This window comes from Rhizobium sp. AB2/73 (genome assembly GCF_020871915.1).
In the GTDB taxonomy this organism is placed as follows: domain Bacteria; phylum Pseudomonadota; class Alphaproteobacteria; order Rhizobiales; family Rhizobiaceae; genus Rhizobium; species Rhizobium dioscoreae.
Genome location: NZ_CP067071.1, coordinates 44,214 through 65,194, shown reverse-complemented (window position 1 = coordinate 65,194; position 20,981 = coordinate 44,214). Strand labels below are relative to the sequence as shown.

Sequence of the window (20,981 nt, the reverse complement as noted above, 5' to 3'; positions counted from 1 at the left end):
CATGCGCCTTACAGAGGTTTAATTGGCCGTTTTTGACTGCCAGCCGTATCGTTTGACCATTCCTCGACACGAAAGGAAAAAACGATGAACGGGAAAAAACTTCTTCTCGCCGGACTTTCCGCAACTCTGCTTCTCGGCGGTGCCGCACAGGTGGCGCTCGCCGCTTCGCATGATGGCGACCGTGGGGGCAGGCATCATCACGGCCGCTGGCACAGACCGCATATTTCGCCCGAAGTCCTTTACGTGCGCATGCTGAAGGAATTCGGCAATCCCGGTGACACGAAGCTCACCAAGGATGAGGTCAAGGCTGGCGTCGACAAGATCTTCGACCAGATCGACGTCAACCACGACGGTGAGATCACCCCCGGCGAATATCGCGCCTACCGCCAGGAGCAGATGAAGCAGTGGCGAGCCGAGCATGCCAAAGCCGATGATAATCAGGCCCAAAATGGGCAGGCTCCGGGCGGCGACCAGGCTCCGGGTAATCAGACCCAAGACAATCAGGCGCAGAGCAATCAGGCTCCGGCCGACCAGTCCAAGAGCGATCAGGCTCAAAACGACAATGACAACGACAAGGGTGGCGAAGGCCATCGCCATCACAGACCGCATGGCCGCTTCATGCACGAAGCTATGGTCTTCCGCTTTGCCGATACCGATCAAAGCGGCCAGATCAGCAAGAAGGAGGCCGAAGACGCCATGAACAAGGTCTTCGACCGTCTGGACCGCAACCACGATGGTGTCGTCAACCTCGACGACATGCCGGGCCGCCCGCTGCTCTAAGCCGATCGCTCCGGCAACAATCCCATGAACAAAGGCCCGCCCTCGCCCAAGCGACGGCGGGCTTTCCGTTTTCAGTGCCCGTTTTCGTGGTTACCGTTGTCGTGCTCGTAGAAATCGGCGACGATCTTCCAGGCTTCGTCGGCGGTATCGACAAAGCTGATGAGGTTCACATCGTCCGGCGCGATGGTGCCGAACTCAGCCAGCGCCTCGAAATTGATGATGCTGCGCCAGAACTTCTCACCGAAGAGAATGAGCGGCAGCCGCTCCATGCGGCCGGTCTGGATGAGTGTCAGGCATTCGAACAGTTCGTCGAGCGTGCCGAAGCCGCCCGGGAACACCGCGATCGCCTTGGCTCGCACCATGAAGTGCATCTTGCGAATCGCGAAATAATGGAAGTTGAAGCTGAGTTCCGGCGTCACATAGGCATTCGGCGCCTGCTCGTGCGGCAGCACGATGTTGAGGCCGATCGAGGGTGCGCCTTCTTCGGCCGCCCCGCGATTGCCCGCTTCCATCACGCCAGGACCGCCGCCGGTGACGACGACATATTCGTGGTAATCAAAGCCGGCGGAATAACGGGAGCAGAGTCGGGCGAACTTGCGCGCCTCCTCGTAATAGACCGATGCGGCTTCGAGATTGGCGCGCTGCACCTCGTTGCGGGCGGCCCAGGCGTTGGTGCCGGGGGCGGGAATACGTGCGCCGCCGAACATCACGACGGTCGACTTGATGCCGCGCTCGGTCAGCGACATTTCGGTCTTCAGCAATTCCAGCTGCAGGCGGATGGGGCGCAATTCCTCACGGCAGAGGAAATCCTCATCGGCATAGGCAAGCCGGTAGGAAGGCGACATCGACTGCGGCGTGCGCGGCACCGACTCGGCCCGCTGCTTGTCCGCCGAGCTCGTCTTCAACGGGTCCCAAACCCCGTCCTTGCGCCTCAGCCTGCCGTTCTTCGCCTTGCTCATCTACTCATGCCTTTCGAATCGATCATGACTAGCCGTTTCCGTCCGCAAACGGAAATAGCCAAGCTCTTGCATATGCCCCTACAACGCCTTGAATCCAAGCTCAATCGGCGCGGAAAAGACATTCCATTTTCGGCATGCATGCTATAGGACCAATCGACCGCATCCGGACCTTTATCCGGAAATCACGATAGGCCCTGACGTTGTAAGGAATTCCCATGAGCGCTACCGACCTCGCCTCCCTCGAAAAGTCCATCGAGGCTGCCTTCGACAATCGCGACAATGTGAACACGTCGACGCGCGGCGAAGTCCGCGATGCCGTCGAGACGGCGCTCAATCTCCTCGACAGCGGCAAGGTTCGCGTGGCCGAACGTGGCGCCGATGGCAACTGGACCGTCAACCAGTGGCTCAAGAAAGCGGTTCTGCTCTCCTTCCGCCTCAACGACATGAAGATTGTCGAAGGCGGCTCCGGCGGCGCCACCTGGTGGGACAAGGTTCCCTCGAAGTTCGAAGGCTGGGGTGAGAACCGCTTCCGTGAAGCGGGTTTCCGCGCCGTGCCGAACGCCGTCGTGCGTCACTCCGCCTATATCGCCCCCAACGCCATCCTGATGCCGTCCTTCGTCAATCTCGGCGCCCATGTCGGCGAAGGCACTATGGTCGACACCTGGGCAACCGTCGGCTCCTGCGCTCAGATCGGCAAGCATGTGCATCTTTCCGGCGGCGTCGGCATCGGCGGCGTGCTGGAGCCGATGCAGGCGGGTCCGACCATCATCGAAGACAATTGCTTCATCGGCGCCCGCTCCGAAGTCGTCGAAGGCTGCATTATCCGCGAAGGCTCCGTGCTTGGTATGGGCGTGTTCATCGGCAAGTCCACCAAGATCGTCGATCGCGCCACCGGCGAGATCACCTATGGCGAAGTTCCGCCCTACTCGGTCGTCGTCGCCGGCGCGCTGCCGAGTGGTAATACAATGGCGAACGGCCAGCCGGCGCCCAGCCTCTATTGCGCCGTCATCGTCAAGCGCGTCGATGAAAAGACCCGCTCGAAGACCGGCATCAACGAGCTGCTGCGCGACTAATCTCGCAAAATTTGGGAAGCGCGGTTGCCATATCGCGCTTCCCTCACGCTTGCCGGGTGAGCATGCCTGTGCGATTGCTGGAATCGCGGCAGAGATTTTCGAGTCGTCACCGATCCTTTGCCATCGCTTTGCCATTTCCCGCCGGATAAGTTGCCTCCGATGACTGTTACCAATCCCATTACAAACCTGCAGACCCTGATCCGCTGCGCCTCCGTCACCCCGGCCGAAGGCGGCGCGTTGACCGCACTTGCCGGCATGTTGCAGCCACTCGGCTTCAAGATCGAGCGCATGACGGCGAGCGAGCCGGGAACGCCCGATATCGAAAATCTCTATGCGCGGCTCGGCACGGATGGACCGCATCTGATGTTTGCCGGCCATACGGATGTGGTGCCGGTCGGCGATGCCGCTTCGTGGAGCCACCCGCCCTTTGCCGCCGAAATCGCCGATGGCGAGCTTTTCGGCCGTGGCGCCGTCGACATGAAGGGCGGCATTGCCTGCTTCGTGGCTGCGGTTGCGCGTCATATCGAGAAGCATGGCAAACCCGCCGGCTCGATCTCCTTCCTGATCACCGGCGACGAAGAAGGACCCGCGATCAACGGCACGGTCAAGCTGCTGCAATGGGCGGCCGAGCGCGGCGAGACATGGGATGCCTCGCTCGTCGGGGAACCAACGAACCCCGACCGGCTCGGCGACATGATCAAGATCGGCCGCCGCGGCTCGATTTCCGGCACTATCACCGTCCATGGGGTTCAGGGCCATGCCGCCTATCCGCACCTTGCCGACAACCCGGTGCGTAGCATCATCAAGTTGACGGAAGCGCTGCTCGATCCCCCCTTCGATGCGGGTACGGACAATTTCCAGCCGTCGAACCTCGAAGTGACGACGATCGACGTCGGCAATACCGCCACCAATGTCATTCCCGCCAAGGCGACCGCTGCCTTCAATATCCGCTTCAACGACACCTGGACGGCCGATGCGCTGAAGACGGAGATCCTGGCGAGGCTGGATGCGGCCGCCGCCGACCAGACGCTGCGGCCGGGGCGTCCGCCGGCGAAATACGACATCGTCTGGTCGGAGCGTCCGAGCCAGGTATTCCTGACGCGCAACAATGCGCTCATCGCCTCGCTCTCCTCCGCCATCGAAAACATCACCGGCCAAAGGCCGGCGCTGTCGACCACCGGCGGCACGTCGGATGCCCGCTTCATCAAGGACTACTGCCCCGTGGTGGAATTCGGGCTTGTCGGCCAGACCATGCATATGGTCGACGAGCGTGTGGCGCTCTCGGATCTCGAAACGCTGACCGGGATCTACCAGACCTTCATCCAGCGCTGGTTCGAGAATGCCGAGCTTTAAGGAAGTCCAATACTACCTGTCCGGCCTGTGGCTGCTGATCCGGATGGATGCACGTGGCTTTCAGTATCTGGACATATCGGACCGCGGGATGATGCGCTCCTTCTGGGCAATCCTCTGGTGCTTGCCGTCGATCGGCATTTCATGGCTGTGGTGGCAAAAGGCTTATCTGACCGCCATGCCGCCCGAGACATCGACGGGCCTTGCTTTCTTTCTGCGCTTGGCCTTGGTCGAATTTGCGAACTGGTTGATCCCGCTCGTGCTTGCTGGCGTGTTGCTGCTGATTTTTCGCTTCGGCGACAAGTTCACGCCGATCGTCGTCGTCGTGAACTGGCTTGGCGTGCCGACATCCTATCTGAATGCGCTGCTCATCGCCTTAATCGCTTTCGTTCCCGGGTCCAGCGGGTTGGCGGCGTTGCTGTGGCTGGCGCTGATGATGGCGATCATCTTTTCGCTGGCGCGCATGCTCAGAATGATCTGCGGTACGCATCCGCTCTTCATCGGCACGCTGACGCTGGTGCTGCTCATTCCAACCATGCTGCTGACAGACTTCCTGCAGCGCTTCCTCGGCGTCTATCCGCCGGGCTGAGGCAGTCACGTTCTAGCGGTCGACGACCTCGCCATCTTCGTTGGTAAATAAGCCGATGTCCGGGTTCGGCAGGATATCGAGCACGCGTTCGGAGGGGCGGCAAAGACGCACGCCTTTCTCCGTCACCACGATCGGACGATTGATCAGAATCGGGTGTTCGATCATCCGATCCAGCGGCTGATCGTCGGTGAGATCGGGATTGCCAAGGCCGAGCCCGTCATAGGGCGTTCCCTTCTGCCTGACAATATCGCGAGCCGTTAGGCCCATGGCGGCAATGAGCTCCAACAGCCGTTCGCGGCTGGGTGGCGTCTGCAAATATTCGATGACAACAGGCTCTTCGCCCGACTGGCGAATCATCGCCAGCGTATTGCGAGAGGTGCCGCAGGCGGGATTATGATAGACCGTCACCGTCATCGATATCCTCCCCTTCGCTGCCGGCCGAACCGGCACCGTCACGATAATCCACCTGCATGAAATAGAGCCCATCCGGCGGGGCGACAGGGCCACAGGCCTTGCGATCCTTGGCTTGCAGCGCCGCGCGCACATCCTCGGGCGTCCATTTGCCCTCGCCCGCGAGCTTCAAGGTGCCGGCGAAGGAACGGATCTGATTGTGCAGGAAACTTTGCGCAGTGGCGCGGATCTCGATCAGCTCGCCGCTGCGCGTCACGTCCAGCCGGTCGAGCGTACGCACCGGGCTGTTTGCCTGGCAATGCGCGGAGCGAAAGGTGGTGAAATCATGCCGTCCCACAAGGGTCTGCGCCGCGGCGTGCATGACCTCATGATCCATATCCTTCGGCACCCACCAGGCGCGTCCGGCTTCCAATGCAAGCGGCGCACGGCGGGCGATGATACGATAGAGATAGTGGCGGCGGATGGCCGAGAAGCGCGCATCGAAGCTTGGGTCGACCTCGACGATATCGAGAATGGCGATGCGGTCACCGGCCATCCTCAGATGGGCATTCAGCGCATTGCGTAGCGTATAGACTTTCCATTCCTTGGAAAGGTCGGCATGCATGACCTGCCCCATGGCATGGACACCGGAATCGGTGCGTCCCGCCCCGCGGATCGAAACCATTTCGCCGGTCAAGGACAGGATGGCGCCTTCGATCGCGCCCTGCACAGAGGGACCGTTTTCCTGGCGCTGCCAGCCGACATAGGGAACACCGTCATATTCGACGGTCATCTTGTAGCGCGGCATCAGGCCTGCTCCGAGGCAAGCACCGTGCCCGGCGAGATCGGCGTACCGCGCAGGAAATCGGCTGCGGCCAAGGGCTTACCGCCGGCCTTCTGCAGCTTCGTCAGCCTGACGGCGCCGGAGGCGCAGGCAATGACGAGATCATCCGTCAGGACCTGACCGGAGGCTCCGTTGCCCTCTGCCAACTCCGAGCCCAAAACCTTGACGCGCTCTGGCCGGCCGGCGATTTCGGCCTCGAACCAGGCGCCCGGAAAGGGCGACAGGCCACGGATATGGTTATGGACATCGGCTGCCGGCCTGCCAAAATCGATGCGCGTTTCACCCTTGTCGATCTTTGCGGCATAGAGAACGCCTTCGGATGGCTGCGCGGTCAATGGCAGCTCATCGTGCTCCAGCTTGTTCATGGCCTCGGCCATGGCTTTTGCGCCGACGAGCATCAGCTTGTCATGCAGCTCACCCGCGGTCATGGTGTCACCGATCTCGACTTCGCGTGTCAGCGCGACCGGGCCGGTATCGAGCCCCTTGTCCATCTTCATCACCATCATGCCGGTTTTTTTATCGCCGGCCATGATCGCCCGTTGGATAGGGGCTGCCCCGCGCCAGCGCGGCAGCAAAGAGGCATGCCCATTATAGCAGCCGAGCCGCGTGCCCGACAGAATTGCCTCCGGCAACAACAGGCCATAAGCGACGACGACAGCGACATCGGCATCCAGATCGCGAAAACGCTGGCGTTCGTCGGGATCCTTGAAATTGACCGGCGTGAACACTGGCAGCCCCAACAGCTCAGCCGCCTGATGCACCGGCGAATTCTGCAGGTCGAGCCCTCGCCGGCCGCCGGGACGGGGCGGCTGCGTATAAACGGCACGAATCTTGTGCCCGGCATCGATCAGGGACCGCAATGTCGGCACGGAGAATTCGGGCGTTCCCATGAAAATGATATTGAGCGACATGCGATCCATCCGGCTAAGATATCAGGTTTGGAATGACCCGGCAGAGGCGGCGCGCGCCATCGGGTCAGACGCTAGCCGCCTTCAAACGGGTTTATGAGCTTGAGATCAAGCCCCTCGAAGTTTTTTGTGTTGCGCGTCGCCAATGTCGCGCCATTCGCAAGGCAGATGGCGGCGATCATGGCGTCTTGCACGGAAATCTGATGTCCCGAACGTTCGCGACGGGCGCGAATGCGTCCTGTTTCAATAGCGGACTTTTGATCGAACCGAAGTATCCTACCTTGGAACGAAGCAAGCAATGCATTGAAAATTTGCGCATAACGATCAGATCCGGTGCGGAGTAAGAAGCGCTCCGCACCGTAGGACTGCTCCATCACGACAACATCGCAAAGATAGAATTCCGTGCTGGATCGAACCTTCATCCAGACACCAACATTTTGATCGGGTGCAGGTTTTTGCAATTCCGAAATGACATTTGTGTCGAGCAGGATCATTCAAAATCTTCGACCGGGCGGCCGAAGTCCTTCTTTCTCTCTGCTTCGATCTCATCCATGATACGGGCATATTCCGTTGCCGCCGCGTCATCGCCATCGTAGAGAATTGGCCGAAGAAAGTCCCAGGCAGACAATCGAGGGCTCTCCGTCGCGGCTTTCTCCGCGATCAGCGCCTTTTGCAAAAGCTCTTTTGCTTCTTCCGAGAGGCTGCGCCCCGCCTGCTTTGCCCGTTCTGCAATATCCTGCTTCATCGGTTCGGAAATATCGCGAATCAAAAGATCGCTCACTTGCGCCTCCATTTGATATCAATGATATCATAGGCGTCTCAACTCGATCTTTCAATGGCCGGGGATTAGAGAGCCTTGGACTTGGCAGCCTTGGTGAACTTCTTGATCACCATGTCGCGTTTGAGCCGCGAAATATAGTCGATGAAAAGCACGCCGTTCAGGTGGTCGATCTCGTGCTGCACGCAGGTCGCCAGCAGACCATCAGCCTCGGTGAGCTGCTCCTTGCCGTCGCGGTCCAGATGCTTGACGGTGACGCGTGCCGGGCGCTCCACCTCGGCGTAGTAATCCGGAATCGAGAGGCAGCCTTCCTCGTAAACTGAACGTTCGTCCGAAGACGCGACGATCTCCGGATTGATGAACACCAGCGGCTTCTTCTCTTCGCCTTCGCGCGCGACATCGATGACGAGCATGCGGCGGGGAACGCCGATCTGGATCGCCGCAAGGCCGATGCCCGGGGCGTCGTACATGGTTTCCAGCATGTCGTCGGCGAGGCGCTGAATTTCGGTATCGATCTGCTCGATGGGCTTGGAAGCCTGGCGGAGCAGCGGGTCGGGCAAAATGATGAGTGGCTTGATCGTCATGACGTTTCCCATAACGCATCTTGTTGTGCGATGGAATCGCCAAGATGGCGGTGAGGCAGTGTTTTTTCAACGGCGGCAATCCAAACGGCAGCGGATGGCCTCGAAATTTTGTTCACGGTTTGATCTGGATATTCACAACGATTTTGCTATGCTTGCGCGAAGAACTTCATCAGCGCGCCAGGTTTCATGTCTTTCATCATCTTCGGCCAAGCCATTTCCACGGTCCAGCTTCTGACCGGCCTCGTAATCCTGCTTGCGATCGCAGTCATCGTCCTTTTCTTCCGCGGCAGGGCGCAGGCGGAGGACGATGAGCTCAATGCCGAGCATACGATGGCGGCGCTGCTGCGGTCTCAGGCGGAGATGCAGGGGCGGCTTGCCACCATGGCGGAAGTCTTCGGCTCCAGACAGGCCGAGCTCAATCAGGCCATCGGCCAGCGTCTCGACGGGATGTCGCAGCGGATGACGGCGACCATCGGCGAGCAGACGCGCTCCACCCATGAGAATCTGCGCCGCCTGCAGGAAAGACTCGCCGTCATCGATGCCGCGCAGACCAATATCCAGACATTGGCAAAGGATGTCGTCGGCCTGCAGGCCATTCTCTCCAACAAGCAGACGCGTGGCGCCTTCGGCCAGGCACGTATGGAAACCATCATCGCTGACGGATTGCCGATGGGAGCCTATGCATTCCAGGCGACGCTATCGAACGGCTCGCGGCCGGACTGCACTGTTCGCATGCCCAATGGCTCGCCGCCGCTCGTCATCGATGCCAAGTTCCCGCTGGAGGCCTGGAACGCCATTCGTGCCGCCGCCAATCCCGATCAGGGCCGGATCGCGGCCCAGCAATTCCGTAGGGATTTGGAGCTGCATATTCGCGACATTGCGGAGAAATACCTCATTCCCGGCGAGACGCAGGATACGGCCTTTCTCTTCGTACCCTCCGAATCGATCTTCGCTGAGATTCACGAGAATTTCGAGGCGATCGTGCAGAAGGCACAGCGCGCCCGCATCGTCATCGTCTCGCCCTCGCTGCTGATGCTGTCGATCCAGGTCATTCAAGCCGTACTGAAAGATCAGCGCATGCGCGAGCAGGCTCATGTCATCCAGAGCGAAGTGGCGCGTCTGATGGACGACCTCTCGCGCCTGGATGAACGCGTGCGCAAGCTGCAGGGTCATTTCGCCATGGCGCAGAAGGATGTCGACATGATCGTCACCTCGGCCGATAAGCTGGCAAGGCGCGGAGAGCGCATAGAAGCGCTGGAATTCGAGACGGCGAAAGAGCCCGCCAAGACGCGCGCGGACGAACGGCCCAAGCCGGTCGACAACCGCACGAGCCAACTCAAGCTCAGGGTGGTTGACGAAGACTGATCGCTTCGGCAGTGTCGCGCCCAATCGATGCATGATCCAAAAAGACAAAGGCAGCCTTCGGGCAGGATCATGCAGACGCAACACCCAGGGCAGGATATCGCATGATCACTATTTTCGGCTCCATCAACATGGACCTCATCGCCACCACGGATCGTTTGCCGAAGCCGGGCGAAACGGTTGCCGGCAACGGCTTTTCCACGGCCGCCGGCGGCAAGGGCGCCAATCAGGCGCTGGCTGCCCGGCGGGCCGGCGCAACGGTGCGCATGAGCGGTGCCGTCGGCAATGACGGCTTTGCGGAGCCCGCACTGGACCTGCTTCAGGCCGCAGGCACGGATCTTTCCACTGTCCGGCGGGTGTCCGAGCCGACCGGTACCGCTCTCATTCTCGTCGGCGGCGACGGCGAGAACATGATCGCAGTCGTTCCCGGTGCCAACGGCACGAATACGGCCGAACACGCAACAGCCGCCGTGGCGGCCCTGAACCCCGGCGATACGTTGATGCTGCAGTTTGAGATCCCTGTCGCAGCCGTCGAAACCGCGCTCAACGCCGCGAAGGCAAAGGGCGTACGCACCGTGCTCAATCTTGCTCCTCTGATCCCGGAGGCTGCCCGCCTCGGCCGCCTTGCCGATATCGTCATCGCCAACGAGACCGAATTCGAGAGATTGGCCGGCCAGGACAACATGTCGGCATCCGAGCGCGAGGCTGCCCTCGTTCGCCTGCACGGCGAAACCGGCCAGACGCTAATCGTCACGCTCGGCGGCGACGGCGTCATCGCCATCCGCGACGGCGAGCTTTCTCGCGCCAAGGGTCTCGTGATCGAGCCGGTGGACACCGTCGGTGCCGGCGACACCTTTTGCGGCTATTTTGCCGCAAGCCTCGATCAGGGCCTGGATTTCCACGCCAGCCTGCGCCGTGCTGCCGTTGCCGGTTCGCTGGCCTGCCTGAAGCCGGGCGCACAGCCTTCCATACCGGTTGCTAGCGAAGTCGCCGAAAAGCTTTAAAGCTAAAATTCCATAAGTATTGCGAAGCGCAATTAATTAAATTTTTGCGCTTCCACATCATTCTCCTCTGGCCTGGCGCGCATGGCCTTCCACACGCGGCAGGAATCTCACGGCGGCTCCATGACAGGGCCATCCTGCGCCGACCTTGCATTCGGATAATGTGTATCCGACGCATCGCTTTTTCGAGGAAATGATGTTCATCTTTCGTATGAAGTCGCTTGCGGCCAAGCTCATCTTGGTCACTGGACTGGCGATCGCACTCGTTCTGCTGGTTTCCAATTTTCTGCTGATTTCCCAGACCCGCGACCGCGTCGAGACGCTGACGATGGATCAGGCGAATACCGAGGCCAAGTCCATTTCCAACGAGATTGCGGCAAATGTCGGCGAACTGGCGAGCGCCGCCCGCTCCATGGCCGGTATCCTCGGCCGCGGTCACGAAGGTCATACCTTCGATCGCAAGGGCATCATCAATATCCTCAAGGCGAATGTCGAACAGAATGCCTTTGCCTTCGGCAGCTGGTTCTGCGAACAGCTCGGCACCTTCGACGGCAAGACGACAGAGCTCGCCAACAATAAGGACCAAGGCGTCAACGATAAGGGTGCGTTTACGCCCTATTGGTCGAAGACGAAGGATGGCGGCATCCAGTTCTCGACTTTCGACAATGATTACAGCGCCGCCTGGTGGAAGCTTGCCGCCGACAGCGGCAAAGGCGCGATCACGCCGCCTTATCTCGCGCAGGGCACCGACGTTCCGACGACCATGAGCTCGATCGCTTACCCGGTCATGTCGGGCGGTAAGCTGATCGGCGTTGCGGGCGTCGACATCTCCCTCAATTCGCTCTCCGCGAAGCTGCAGAAAATGCAGCCGTTCGGCACTGGTCGCGTTCTCCTGGTTTCCCAGGACAACAAGTGGCTGGTCGCCCCAAGCGCCAACCTGCTGATGAAGGACTATAACGGCTCCGGCGCCGATGCGATCAAGGCGGCGCTGACCTCCTCTTCTCCAAGCGTCCTTAAGAACCTCTCCGAAAATAGCGGCGAAGCGTTCGACCGCGTCGTCTATCCCTTCGCCGTTCCCGGGCTCAACGCCACCTGGGTTGTTCTCATCGACGTACCGCATAGCGCCATTGCGGCGCCGGTACGCGATCAGACCTATATGATGATCGTTGCCGGCATCCTCGTGCTCGCCGCCGTCATGCTCGCCCTCTACGTCGCTGTGCGCGGTTTCGTGCAGAAGCCGCTCGCCGGTCTCGTTGCTAGCGTCAATCGCCTCAGTACCGGCAATTATGCCGAACCGGTCGCCGGCCAGGCAGGTGCAGACGAAGTTGGCTCGGTCGCCAAGGCCCTGGAAGGTTTCCGCTTTGCGCTTGCCGACACCAAGCGCCTTGAAGGTGAAGCCAACGATCAGCGCTTAGCTGCCGAGGGTGAACGTCGCCGCTCGGAGAGCGAACGCAACGAGAGCGTCGCCCTGCAGCGCCATATCGTCAGCATTCTCGGCCAAAGCCTCGCCGAGCTTTCGAAGGGCAACCTTACCCAGCGGATCACGGACGATTTCCCCGGCGAATATGCCCAGCTCAAGCAGGACTTCAATGCCGCGCTGGCAAGCCTCGAAGAGACGGTTCATACCGTCAATGTCAGCGTCGGCAATATCGGCAGTGGCACGGGCGAAATCAGCAACAGTGCCTCGGACCTCGCCCGCCGCACCGAACAGCAGGCGGCAAGCCTCGAAGAGACGGCGGCGGCCCTCAACGAGCTGACCGCGCAGGTCAATTCCAGCGCGGAAAATGCACGCACGGCGGCCAGCAGCGTCAATGCCGCCTCAGAGGATGCCGAGCATTCCGGCGAGATCGTGCAAAAGGCTATCGCTTCCATGCACGGCATCGAGCAATCGTCGCAGGAAGTGTCGCGCATTATCGGCGTCATCGACGAAATCGCCTTCCAGACCAACCTTCTCGCGCTCAATGCCGGCGTCGAAGCGGCGCGTGCCGGCGAGGCAGGCAAGGGCTTCGCCGTTGTCGCGCAGGAGGTGCGCGAGTTGGCCCAGCGCTCGGCCAATGCCGCCAAGGAGATCAAGACTTTGATCAATGCCTCGGCGGGACAGGTGAAGGAAGGCGTCGATCTGGTCGGCCGCACGGGGGATGCCCTGCACAAGATCGCCCAGCAGGTCATGGAGATCAACGGCCTGATCCGCCAGATTTCGGCTTCCGCGAGCGAGCAGGCGATCGGCCTGAAGGAAATCAACTCGGCCATGAACCAGATGGATCAGGTCACTCAGCAGAATGCCGCAATGGTCGAGGAAACCACCGCTTCCAGCGTCGCCCTCGCCGAGGAAGCCCAGTCGCTCAGAACGCTCGTTGCGCGTTTCCGCACCGGCCGTGCTGCCCAGGACAACGCCAGCGCATTGCGGGCGACTGCTCAGCAGATGCGGGCTCCGGTTACGCCGCGCAGACCGGCAGCGGCCGTTAGTGCACCGGCACGTAAAGCAATTCCGCAGACCCAGGGCGCCAATGCACTCGCCCAGGACGAATGGGAAGAGTTTTGAACTATCGACTAAATGAGATGCAAAAGGCCGCCAGCTCGCTCCGGCGGCCTTTTGCATAGATCTTGATCAGATGCGAGCGAAGCGTTCCGTCAGAAGCGCGAAGAAGCCATCGGCATCGACATCGCGCATGACCTTTGCGTTGCGCTTGCGGTCGGTAACGTGCCACCAGTCGACGACCGTCATGCCGACGGTCAGTTCCGATGTCACCTCGATCTCGACATTGCACTCGCGGCCCTTGAACAGCTCAGGCTTCAAGAGGTAGGCGATGACGGTCGGATCATGCAGCGGACCGCCGTCCGAACCGTATTTCTCGATATCGAAGCGCTCGAAGAATTGCAGCATTTCGACCATGGCTTTGGCCGGCGGCGTGCCGACCGCTGCGATGCGCTCGACGCGATCCTTTCGCGTCAGCAGCTTATGCGTGACGTCGAGCGGCATCATCACGATAGGAACGCCGGAACGGAACACCACGTCTGCCGCCTCCGGATCGACATAGATGTTGAATTCGGCGGCCGGAGTGATGTTGCCGCCCTCGAAGAAGCCGCCGCCCATCATCACGAGCTCGCCCACGCGGCCGACAATGTCAGGCGCCTTCCGGAAAGCCATTGCGATATTGGTCAGCGGGCCGAGCGTGCAGAGGGTCACGGCGCCTTCCGGTTCCTTGCGCAACGTATCGATGATGAAATCGACGGCGTGGCCGGGCTGCAACTCCATTGTCGGCTCGGACAGTTCGGGGCCGTCGAGGCCGGTCTTGCCGTGCACATGTTCGGCCGTGACCAGCTTGCGTTTGAGCGGCGCATCGGCCCCGGCAAATACCTTGACGTCGCGGCGATTGCAGAGCTCGCAGACGATGCGGGCGTTGCGGCTGGTCAGCCGCAGCGGCACGTTGCCGGCAACCGTCGTGATGCCGAGCACCTCGATCTCCTCGCGGCTGCCGAAGGCGAGAAAGATCGCCGCAGCGTCATCCTGACCGGGGTCGGTATCGATGATGATTTTTCTAGGTTCGGTCATGTCTTCAACTTTCCTCCGGTGCAGATCGACAGGCTTTGTCGCGGGTCCGGTCCGGCTTTGTCAAGCGCTCGCTCGTCATGTCACAAAACGATTTTTCACCACGGATTTCGATCTCGCAAATGCGAAGACCTCATGGCTTGCACTCGCAGGCGCGTACTCCCATATTAGGGACAACCGGGTGCTGAATATCAGGTCCGGAACGGTCGCTTGACACCCAAGGACTTTGAGACGATGAGCCGGACGACTCCCTTTGCCAGCCCGCTACTTCTGGGCTTTGATACTATGGAAAAGACGCTTGAGCGGATTTCCAAGGTCAGCGACGGTTACCCTCCCTATAATATCGAAAGAATGCGCGCGGACCGCCTGTCGGGCGAACCGGAACGTCTGCGCATCACGCTGGCGGTCGCGGGCTTTTCCGAAGACGAGCTTGATGTCACGACGGAAGAGAACCAGCTGCTGATCCGCGGACGCCAGATAGAACAGGGCGAGCGCGACTATCTCTACCGGGGCATCGCCGCCCGGCAATTCCAGCGCGTTTTCGTTCTTGCCGACGGCATGCAGGTGCTAGGCGCCACGCTGAAGAACGGTCTGCTCTCCGTCGATCTCATTCGGCCGGAACCGGAGCGCGTGGTAAAGAAAATTAACATTTCGGTCTCACAGTAGAACAACGGCCTAGAGCCGGATGATTTCAGGCCGAATCAACCTGAAGTCCGAATCGGCTCTAGAATCAAAGAACTAGAGCACGACGTCACCTGAAAGCCGCTCTCACTTTTGGTCATCATGCTCTGGAGCCGTTGGTCCCTCATACTGGAGGTACGAGCATGTTGTTGAAAGAAGCCACCGCCCGCCTGACCCAATCCGAACTTGCCAATATCGGCACCGGTGAGGTCGCCTACATCAGAAAAATGGATTGGTCCGAAGTATCCCGCTGCTTCCCGGAAGCGCCCGATATCGATCCGGATGTGGATCTCTGGGCGCTTTTTGGCGCCGACGGCACCCCGATCCTTTTGACGGATAATCGTTCCAGCACCTTCTATCGTGCTGCCGAAGACGAATTGAAGACGGTCAGCCTGCACTGACCATGAGCGTCGTCTGACGGTGAACGTCACCGTCCGCAAGGACCGCATCGAACCGGCCCCACCTGGCAACGCGCGCATGATCCAGACCGCCCAACGGCGGTCGTCACGCAGGATAGTGCGAATATCTCAACCCGAAATTCTCGCCCGCCGTCGGAGCGATCAGACCCTCTTGAAGGTCAGATAGGCCGACGAGCGCCCTTCGCGCCTGGCCTTGGCTTCGTAGCGCGTGCTCGGCCAGCCCTTATAGGGCGTCAGCCAGTCGGCGGCATTCTGCGCAGCCCACTCGAAGCCGCCGTGCGCCTGGCAATGCTGCAGCGTCCAATTGACGTAGGTGTCGATGTCGGAGGCGAAGCAGAAGAGCGCGCCGGGCTTCAGGACGCGATGGAAGCGGGCAAGGTTCACCTGCGAAACGAAACGACGCTTCCAATGCTTCTTCTTCGGCCAGGGGTCGGGATAGAGCAGGTCGATCTGATCCAGGCAGGCATCCGGAAGCCAATCCAGCACCTGCGTCGCGTCGTCATTGTAGACGCGGATATTGCGCGCACCCGCGTCGTCGACGCTAGCAAGCAACTTCTGCATCGAATTGACGAAAGGTTCTACGCCGATGAAGCCGGTCTTTGGCTGCTCCAGCGCCCGGTGAATCAGATGCTCTCCACCGCCAAAACCGATCTCCAAGCGCAGACGCTCGGTCGGCACCGGGAAAAGGTCGTTCAGCGGCTGCGGCGCCGGGGCGGAAAGGTCGATGATGAACTGCGGCAGCAATGCTTCCAGCTTTTCGGCCTGCTGGCCGCGCAAGGCTTTACCCTTGCGCCGGCCGAAGAATGCTTCCGTCGCCCGCGACCGGCGCTCGGTATCGATCATGCGGCTTCCCGGAGCTTCACGGCTTCCTTGAGGGCCTTCACCAGGTCCGTACGCTCCCAGGAGAAGGAGCCGTCACGGCCGGCCTTGCGGCCGAAGTGACCGTAAGCCGAAGTCTTGGCGTAGATCGGCTTGTTGAGGTCGAGGTGGCGGCGGATGCCGGTCGGCGAAAGGTCCATGTTCTTGCGGATAGCCGCTTCGACCTGATCCTCGGTGACGCCCTTGCCCGTGCCGTGCAGATCGACATAGATCGACAGCGGCTGAGCAACGCCGATGGCGTAGGAGAGCTGGATCGTGCAGCGATCGGAGAGACCGGCGGCAACGACGTTCTTCGCCAGATAGCGGGCGGCATAGGCCGCAGAACGGTCGACCTTGGTCGTGTCCTTGCCGGAGAATGCACCGCCGCCATGCGGGGCTGCGCCGCCATAGGTATCGACGATGATCTTGCGGCCAGTGAGGCCGGCGTCGCCGTCCGGACCGCCGATGACGAACTTGCCCGTGGGATTGATGTACCACTTGCAATCGGAAGCGATCTTCAGGTCGCCGAGCGCTTCGACGATATAGGGTTCGACAACGGCACGAACCTTCTTCGAATCCCAGCTCTCGTCGAGATGCTGGGTGGAAAGCACGATCGAGGTCACTTCGGACGGCTTGCCGTCGACGTAACGGACCGTCACCTGGCTCTTGGCGTCCGGGCCGAGCTTGGCAACTTCACCGTCGCCCTTCTTGCGGGCGGTAGCGAGCAGCTGCAGGATCTTGTGCGAATAGTAGATCGGCGCCGGCATGAGATCAGGCGTTTCCTTGCAGGCGTAGCCGAACATGATGCCCTGGTCGCCGGCACCTTCGTCGCCCTGCTGGTCGGAGGCATTGTCGACGCCCTGGGCGATATCGGCAGACTGCGAATGCAGGAGCACGTCGATGCGGGCCTTCTTCCAGTGGAAGCCGTCCTGCTCGTAGCCGATGTCCTTGATGGCGCGGCGTGCGGCAGCCTTGAACTTCGAAGGATTGATGACGTCATTGCCATCCTTGTCCTTCTTCATCAGGCTCGGCGGCAAACGCACTTCACCGGCAATGACGACGCGATTGGTGGTGGCAAGGGTCTCGCATGCAATGCGCACGGTCCATGGGTTTACGCCGGTCTTTGCAGCCTCGCGGTAAACCAGATCGACGATTTCATCGGAAATGCGGTCACAAACTTTATCCGGGTGACCTTCGGCAACAGACTCACTCGTAAACAGATAATTCGCGCGCATGCGGGATTCCCCTCAAAGAACAAATCTCTGCTTTTGATATTCGTCTCCGCCTCGAAAAACAAGCCGCACAAGGACATAAATATATCTTTATGTCCCCGCTCGAGTGATAAAATTTTGCCGTAAATAGCGAAAAGGCGGCCAAAATGACCGCCTCTCGACTTTGTCGGTTTAACCCCGCTTGGAAGGGTTATTCGGCATCCGCCTCGGCCGCGAGGGCCTTGACCAGCTCGACAACCTTGCGTCGGACCTTGCCATCGGAAATTTTCACGAAGGCGCGGTTGAGCTGCAATCCTTCGGAAGACGACAGAAAGTCGACGACGTAGTTGGAGCTGGATGCCTCGGCCATGCCGCCCGCACCGGCGGCGTGCTCGCCCGGCGCATCCTCGAAAAAGAAGGAAACCGGGACATTGAGGATGCTGGAGATATTTTGGAGGCGGCTCGCGCCAACGCGGTTGGTGCCTTTTTCGTATTTCTGGATTTGTTGAAACGTGATTCCGAGGCTTTCGCCGAGCTTCTCCTGGCTCATGCCAAGCATCGTGCGGCGGAGGCGTATGCGGCTACCGACATGAATGTCGATGGGGTTCGGCTTCTTTTTATTCTCAATCATCATTTTACCCTAACATAGGTTGAATTCAGGACCTGCCACCCGGTACCCTTCACCACCCCTATAACGCCACGTTGCAGCCGACGCCCCCAAGGCCTCCAGTCTACGTTCGAAAGGCGGACATCTAGCACTATGCAATTTTAGGGTTTTTTGGTCAATTCACCCTGAAAATAAAACCCATGCGCGAAATCACGGCAATCATGCCGACTGCTCCGATGATCAACCAAAAGTATGTTTTTCTGGCTTTATCGTCGATGCGCGATACGGTTGCGCCACCTAAAGTGGTATCTATAAAGCCTTGCTGATTATAATCGATACCGGAAAGCACCCGTCCGTGTGCATCAACAAATGCTGAAATGCCGGTATTGGCGCTTCGAATCAACGGCAGTCCCTGCTCCACCGCCCTCACCCTTGCCTGCTGGAAATGCTGGTATGGACCAGGCGTATCGCCGAACCAGCCGTCATTCGTGACGTTCAAGATGGCGTCGGCCTGCCAGATCTCCGGCGTCATCTCGTTCGGAAAAATGATCTCGTAACAGATCAGCGGATAAAATTTCAGGCCATCCGGCATGCTCAGCAATTCCCGTTTGGCGGCCGCTGAAAACCCTCCCGGCAGTTCCACGACATTCTCGATGCCGAGATAGCTCAGAATGTGCTCGAAGGGCACGTACTCGCCGAAGGGGACGAGATGGGTCTTGTCGGACGCACCGATGATCTGTCCGCGACCGTCGATGACATAGATCGAATTATAATAGCGCGGCTCGACTCCCGGCCCCATGTCTTCGACGCGGACGGCGCCGGTGATCAGGATCTGATCGTCTTCGAGCTGATCGGCAATCCGCGCCAGCGCATCGCGGTTATCGGTGAGGATGAAGGGTACGGCCGTTTCCGGCCAGACGATGATGTCGGGCCGTTTGCCGCCATTTGCAGGCGGCTGGACCGAGAGCGCCAAATGCTTGTCGAAAATGGCGGCACGGTCGGCGGCCGTATCCATCTTGGTTTCCTGGTCGATGGACGGCTGAACGATACGTACCACAGGTGCCGTCTTGGCATCGGCCAACGGCGCTTCCGGCTGGCCCAGTGCGTAATAGCCATAACCGAAATGAGCGGCGGTGATGAGGACGGCAAGGCTGATCCCCGGCACCCGCCCCTGGCGCGTGCCGAGCAGCGCAGGGGTCGCAAAGACGAAGACGGCAAGCACGGTCACTCCGAGCACGCCGACGACATGCGCTGACTGCATCATCAGCGGAATGGGCATGGCGCCATAGCCAATTGCATTCCAGGGAAAGCCGGTGAAAAGAAAGCTGCGCAGCCATTCCAGGATACCGAAACTGAAGGCAAGTGCTGCGATACGCCCCATGCCGTCGGACCAGAGAGCCCGTGCAAGCACGGTCGCGACGCCGTAGAAAACGGCCAGAAAGGCCGGCAGGCCGAGGATTGCCAGCGGCAGCGCCCAGGCGAACTCATCGGCATCGATCAGCAGCGCATGGCCGAGCCACCACAGGCCGGCGACAAAATAGCCGAAGCCGAACAGCCAGCCGGTGAAGAAGGCGGGCCAGAGGCGCCCGAGCAGACCGCTATCCGGGCCGGCAGCAACGCCATCCAGCAGCCAGACGAGCAGCGTGAACGAGACGAACATTGCCGCGAAGAAGCCGAAGGGCGGCAGCGCCAGCACGCCGATGGCACCGGCCAAAACCGTAAGCAACGCACGTTTGAAACCCCAGACGAGGATCACCCTGCCCGAAAGCCATTCCATGCGTCAGCTCCGTCCAATCGCGAATCAATTGGGCGCAGTCTTTCAAAAATGCAGCGATTTGTCCCGCTCTCGCGCCATTTATTGGCGGGCGGCGTTACGCTCGGCCGGCGTTTCCTCTGCGATCGTTTCCGGTGCCGGCAAATCGCGCTCCGGCGCACCGGCATCGCCTTCCAGCTTGACGGTCGGCCGGCGGCGAACTGCATGGCGCTTACGCGTGATGCGCACCCGCTTGATGCGGCGCGGATCGGCATCGAGAATGTGGAATTCGAAGCCTGGAAGCGCCTGCACCACCTCGCCACGCACCGGAATGCGGCCAAGCGCGGAGAAGATCAGGCCACCGAGCGTGTCCACCTCGTCCACCTGCTCGGCGATATCGAAATCCGGACCGATCGCGGCTGCGATCTCCTCCAGCTCGACGCGGGCATCCGCCACGAAGACGTCTTCGGAGACGCGCTTGAACATGACTTCTTCGTCATCGTGCTCGTCATCAATGTCGCCGACGACCATTTCGACGATGTCCTCATGCGACGCCAGGCCGTCCGTGCCACCGTATTCATCGATGACGAGGGCCATCTGCGTTCGGTTGACCTGCATGCGACGCAGGAGATCGGAGGCAAGCATCGAAGGCGGCACGAACAGGATCTTGCGGATGATACCGGCTTCGACCAGCGTCTTCTGCAGATCGACACGCGATAGATCGAAGTTCGGCTTGGCCGAGCGTGCCGGCTTTTCGGCTGCAGGTGCTGCCGTTGCCGCAGCCGCCGTCTTAGCACTGCCGCTGCGGCGCTTGTTGCGGGCCTGTTTGGCGACATAGGACAGCAGGTCGCGGATATGCACCATGCCGCGTGGATCATCGAGCGTGTCGGCATAGACGGGCATGCGCGAACGGCCGCTTTCCTCGAAGAGGATCATCAGCTCGCCGATGGTGATATTCTGATCCACGGCCTCGATATCGGCGCGCGGCACCATGACATCCTCGACGCGCACCTCGCGGAAGCGCAGGATGTTGTGCAGCATTGCACGCTCATCGGGGGAGAAGGCATCGTTACCGGCAGCGTTGGTCATCAACGCGTCGGCAAGGTCCTCGCGCAAGCGGGCGGCGTCCTGTGTCGGGCGCAGAATGCGCGCGGCACGTGCCCAGAATGAAGAGTGGGATCGCTTGCCGTTGCTACTACTGCCTACCTCGTCGGAGGAGGCTGCTTCGGCTCCGTCTTTGGCCTCGGGGGCCGATCTTGTCGTAAAGTCGCTCATTGTTCCTGG

22 protein-coding genes are annotated in these 20,981 nt (G+C 60.4%); 9 read left to right on the top strand and 13 right to left on the bottom strand.

Annotated elements, in window-relative coordinates:
- The first annotated feature begins 84 nt into the window (after nucleotides 1–84).
- Nucleotides 85–780, top strand: coding sequence for a calcium-binding protein (locus tag I8E17_RS00325; protein ID WP_069611179.1), 696 nt, complete (start codon nucleotides 85–87; stop codon nucleotides 778–780).
- 71 nt (nucleotides 781–851) lie between these two features.
- Here I8E17_RS00325 and I8E17_RS00320 read toward each other — a convergent pair whose 3' ends face one another.
- A complete protein-coding gene (locus tag I8E17_RS00320) occupies nucleotides 852–1,739 on the bottom strand; it encodes an LOG family protein (protein WP_069611178.1) in 888 nt (295 codons plus the stop codon).
- Nucleotides 1,740–1,954: 215 nt separating this feature from the next.
- Between I8E17_RS00320 and dapD the strand changes: the two genes are divergently transcribed.
- From dapD to I8E17_RS00305, 3 genes are all read left to right on the top strand, one after another.
- The gene (gene dapD, locus I8E17_RS00315; RefSeq protein ID WP_113367272.1) at nucleotides 1,955–2,812 is read left to right on the top strand and encodes a 2,3,4,5-tetrahydropyridine-2,6-dicarboxylate N-succinyltransferase; all 858 of its coding nucleotides are present in this window, start codon (nucleotides 1,955–1,957) and stop codon (nucleotides 2,810–2,812) included.
- A gap of 159 nt (nucleotides 2,813–2,971) precedes the next feature.
- A complete protein-coding gene (gene dapE / locus I8E17_RS00310; RefSeq protein WP_113367271.1) occupies nucleotides 2,972–4,165 on the top strand; it encodes a succinyl-diaminopimelate desuccinylase in 1,194 nt (397 codons plus the stop codon).
- Nucleotides 4,152–4,751 (top strand): hypothetical protein, encoded by a 600-nt coding sequence (locus I8E17_RS00305; RefSeq protein ID WP_069611175.1) that lies wholly within the window; start codon nucleotides 4,152–4,154, stop codon nucleotides 4,749–4,751. Before dapE ends, I8E17_RS00305 begins: the two co-directional genes overlap by 14 nt.
- A 12-nt stretch (nucleotides 4,752–4,763) precedes the next feature.
- Here I8E17_RS00305 and arsC read toward each other — a convergent pair whose 3' ends face one another.
- The 6 genes from arsC to def all read right to left on the bottom strand — a co-directional run bounded on the left by arsC (nucleotide 4,764) and on the right by def (nucleotide 8,255).
- Nucleotides 4,764–5,165, bottom strand: a complete 402-nt coding sequence (gene arsC / locus I8E17_RS00300) for an arsenate reductase (glutaredoxin) (protein WP_113367270.1) — start codon at nucleotides 5,163–5,165, stop codon at nucleotides 4,764–4,766.
- Complete coding sequence (gene truA / locus I8E17_RS00295; protein WP_113367269.1) at nucleotides 5,143–5,949, bottom strand: tRNA pseudouridine(38-40) synthase TruA; 807 nt, start codon at nucleotides 5,947–5,949, stop codon at nucleotides 5,143–5,145. The genes arsC and truA overlap by 23 nt, the downstream gene beginning before the upstream one ends.
- Nucleotides 5,949–6,896, bottom strand: a complete 948-nt coding sequence (gene fmt / locus I8E17_RS00290; protein ID WP_113367284.1) for a methionyl-tRNA formyltransferase — start codon at nucleotides 6,894–6,896, stop codon at nucleotides 5,949–5,951. The genes truA and fmt overlap by 1 nt, the downstream gene beginning before the upstream one ends.
- Nucleotides 6,897–6,967: 71 nt before the next feature.
- Nucleotides 6,968–7,387 (bottom strand): type II toxin-antitoxin system VapC family toxin, encoded by a 420-nt coding sequence (locus I8E17_RS00285; RefSeq protein WP_113367268.1) that lies wholly within the window; start codon nucleotides 7,385–7,387, stop codon nucleotides 6,968–6,970.
- Nucleotides 7,384–7,674 (bottom strand): plasmid stabilization protein, encoded by a 291-nt coding sequence (locus I8E17_RS00280; protein WP_113367283.1) that lies wholly within the window; start codon nucleotides 7,672–7,674, stop codon nucleotides 7,384–7,386. The genes I8E17_RS00285 and I8E17_RS00280 overlap by 4 nt, the downstream gene beginning before the upstream one ends.
- Nucleotides 7,675–7,739: 65 nt before the next feature.
- Nucleotides 7,740–8,255, bottom strand: coding sequence for a peptide deformylase (def, locus tag I8E17_RS00275; protein ID WP_095433821.1), 516 nt, complete (start codon nucleotides 8,253–8,255; stop codon nucleotides 7,740–7,742).
- A 186-nt stretch (nucleotides 8,256–8,441) separates the two neighbouring features.
- On the opposite strand from def, the gene I8E17_RS00270 reads away from it, so the two are divergent.
- From I8E17_RS00270 to I8E17_RS00260, 3 genes are all read left to right on the top strand, one after another.
- A complete protein-coding gene (locus I8E17_RS00270; protein WP_113367267.1) occupies nucleotides 8,442–9,620 on the top strand; it encodes a DNA recombination protein RmuC in 1,179 nt (392 codons plus the stop codon).
- 101 nt (nucleotides 9,621–9,721) lie between these two features.
- A complete protein-coding gene (locus tag I8E17_RS00265) occupies nucleotides 9,722–10,621 on the top strand; it encodes a ribokinase (protein WP_069611170.1) in 900 nt (299 codons plus the stop codon).
- Nucleotides 10,622–10,814: 193 nt separating this feature from the next.
- Nucleotides 10,815–13,160: a methyl-accepting chemotaxis protein gene (locus tag I8E17_RS00260; RefSeq protein WP_113367282.1), complete on the top strand. Its 2,346-nt coding sequence runs from the start codon at nucleotides 10,815–10,817 to the stop codon at nucleotides 13,158–13,160.
- A gap of 66 nt (nucleotides 13,161–13,226) precedes the next feature.
- Here I8E17_RS00260 and I8E17_RS00255 read toward each other — a convergent pair whose 3' ends face one another.
- Entirely contained in the window at nucleotides 13,227–14,171 is a 945-nt protein-coding gene (locus tag I8E17_RS00255) for a nucleoside hydrolase (protein WP_069611169.1), read from the bottom strand.
- Nucleotides 14,172–14,402: 231 nt separating this feature from the next.
- Between I8E17_RS00255 and I8E17_RS00250 the strand changes: the two genes are divergently transcribed.
- Together I8E17_RS00250 and I8E17_RS00245 are read left to right on the top strand one after the other, a co-directional pair.
- Nucleotides 14,403–14,834: an Hsp20 family protein gene (locus I8E17_RS00250; protein WP_069611168.1), complete on the top strand. Its 432-nt coding sequence runs from the start codon at nucleotides 14,403–14,405 to the stop codon at nucleotides 14,832–14,834.
- 158 nt (nucleotides 14,835–14,992) lie between these two features.
- Nucleotides 14,993–15,250, top strand: a complete 258-nt coding sequence (locus I8E17_RS00245; protein ID WP_069611167.1) for a DUF1150 family protein — start codon at nucleotides 14,993–14,995, stop codon at nucleotides 15,248–15,250.
- A 159-nt stretch (nucleotides 15,251–15,409) separates the two neighbouring features.
- On the opposite strand, the gene I8E17_RS00240 is transcribed toward I8E17_RS00245, so the two are convergent.
- The 5 genes from I8E17_RS00240 to I8E17_RS00220 all read right to left on the bottom strand — a co-directional run bounded on the left by I8E17_RS00240 (nucleotide 15,410) and on the right by I8E17_RS00220 (nucleotide 20,972).
- The gene (locus I8E17_RS00240; RefSeq protein WP_113367266.1) at nucleotides 15,410–16,111 is read right to left on the bottom strand and encodes a tRNA (guanosine(46)-N(7))-methyltransferase TrmB; all 702 of its coding nucleotides are present in this window, start codon (nucleotides 16,109–16,111) and stop codon (nucleotides 15,410–15,412) included.
- Complete coding sequence (metK, locus tag I8E17_RS00235; RefSeq protein ID WP_069611165.1) at nucleotides 16,108–17,361, bottom strand: methionine adenosyltransferase; 1,254 nt, start codon at nucleotides 17,359–17,361, stop codon at nucleotides 16,108–16,110. Before metK ends, I8E17_RS00240 begins: the two co-directional genes overlap by 4 nt.
- Before the next feature lie 187 nt (nucleotides 17,362–17,548).
- Nucleotides 17,549–17,968, bottom strand: coding sequence for a helix-turn-helix domain-containing protein (locus I8E17_RS00230; protein ID WP_041677790.1), 420 nt, complete (start codon nucleotides 17,966–17,968; stop codon nucleotides 17,549–17,551).
- Between the two features lie 151 nt (nucleotides 17,969–18,119).
- A complete protein-coding gene (gene lnt, locus I8E17_RS00225; RefSeq protein ID WP_113367265.1) occupies nucleotides 18,120–19,721 on the bottom strand; it encodes an apolipoprotein N-acyltransferase in 1,602 nt (533 codons plus the stop codon).
- A gap of 78 nt (nucleotides 19,722–19,799) precedes the next feature.
- Nucleotides 19,800–20,972: a hemolysin family protein gene (locus I8E17_RS00220; RefSeq protein WP_069611163.1), complete on the bottom strand. Its 1,173-nt coding sequence runs from the start codon at nucleotides 20,970–20,972 to the stop codon at nucleotides 19,800–19,802.
- Between the last annotated feature and the right edge of the window lie 9 nt (nucleotides 20,973–20,981).

Coding starts and splice junctions, on each gene's coding strand:
- I8E17_RS00285 (WP_113367268.1), bottom strand. CDS start 7,387: ATGATCCTGCTCGACACAAATGTCATTTCGGAATTGCAAAAACCTGCA.
- I8E17_RS00255 (WP_069611169.1), bottom strand. CDS start 14,171: ATGACCGAACCTAGAAAAATCATCATCGATACCGACCCCGGTCAGGAT.
- metK (WP_069611165.1), bottom strand. CDS start 17,361: ATGCGCGCGAATTATCTGTTTACGAGTGAGTCTGTTGCCGAAGGTCAC.
- I8E17_RS00260 (WP_113367282.1), top strand. CDS start 10,815: ATGTTCATCTTTCGTATGAAGTCGCTTGCGGCCAAGCTCATCTTGGTC.
- I8E17_RS00250 (WP_069611168.1), top strand. CDS start 14,403: ATGAGCCGGACGACTCCCTTTGCCAGCCCGCTACTTCTGGGCTTTGAT.
- fmt (WP_113367284.1), bottom strand. CDS start 6,896: ATGTCGCTCAATATCATTTTCATGGGAACGCCCGAATTCTCCGTGCCG.
- arsC (WP_113367270.1), bottom strand. CDS start 5,165: ATGACGGTGACGGTCTATCATAATCCCGCCTGCGGCACCTCTCGCAAT.
- I8E17_RS00230 (WP_041677790.1), bottom strand. CDS start 17,968: ATGATTGAGAATAAAAAGAAGCCGAACCCCATCGACATTCATGTCGGT.
- I8E17_RS00265 (WP_069611170.1), top strand. CDS start 9,722: ATGATCACTATTTTCGGCTCCATCAACATGGACCTCATCGCCACCACG.
- I8E17_RS00245 (WP_069611167.1), top strand. CDS start 14,993: ATGTTGTTGAAAGAAGCCACCGCCCGCCTGACCCAATCCGAACTTGCC.
- I8E17_RS00320 (WP_069611178.1), bottom strand. CDS start 1,739: ATGAGCAAGGCGAAGAACGGCAGGCTGAGGCGCAAGGACGGGGTTTGG.
- I8E17_RS00270 (WP_113367267.1), top strand. CDS start 8,442: ATGTCTTTCATCATCTTCGGCCAAGCCATTTCCACGGTCCAGCTTCTG.
- truA (WP_113367269.1), bottom strand. CDS start 5,949: ATGCCGCGCTACAAGATGACCGTCGAATATGACGGTGTTCCCTATGTC.
- def (WP_095433821.1), bottom strand. CDS start 8,255: ATGACGATCAAGCCACTCATCATTTTGCCCGACCCGCTGCTCCGCCAG.
- I8E17_RS00305 (WP_069611175.1), top strand. CDS start 4,152: ATGCCGAGCTTTAAGGAAGTCCAATACTACCTGTCCGGCCTGTGGCTG.
- I8E17_RS00220 (WP_069611163.1), bottom strand. CDS start 20,972: ATGAGCGACTTTACGACAAGATCGGCCCCCGAGGCCAAAGACGGAGCC.
- lnt (WP_113367265.1), bottom strand. CDS start 19,721: ATGGAATGGCTTTCGGGCAGGGTGATCCTCGTCTGGGGTTTCAAACGT.
- dapD (WP_113367272.1), top strand. CDS start 1,955: ATGAGCGCTACCGACCTCGCCTCCCTCGAAAAGTCCATCGAGGCTGCC.
- I8E17_RS00325 (WP_069611179.1), top strand. CDS start 85: ATGAACGGGAAAAAACTTCTTCTCGCCGGACTTTCCGCAACTCTGCTT.
- dapE (WP_113367271.1), top strand. CDS start 2,972: ATGACTGTTACCAATCCCATTACAAACCTGCAGACCCTGATCCGCTGC.
- I8E17_RS00240 (WP_113367266.1), bottom strand. CDS start 16,111: ATGATCGATACCGAGCGCCGGTCGCGGGCGACGGAAGCATTCTTCGGC.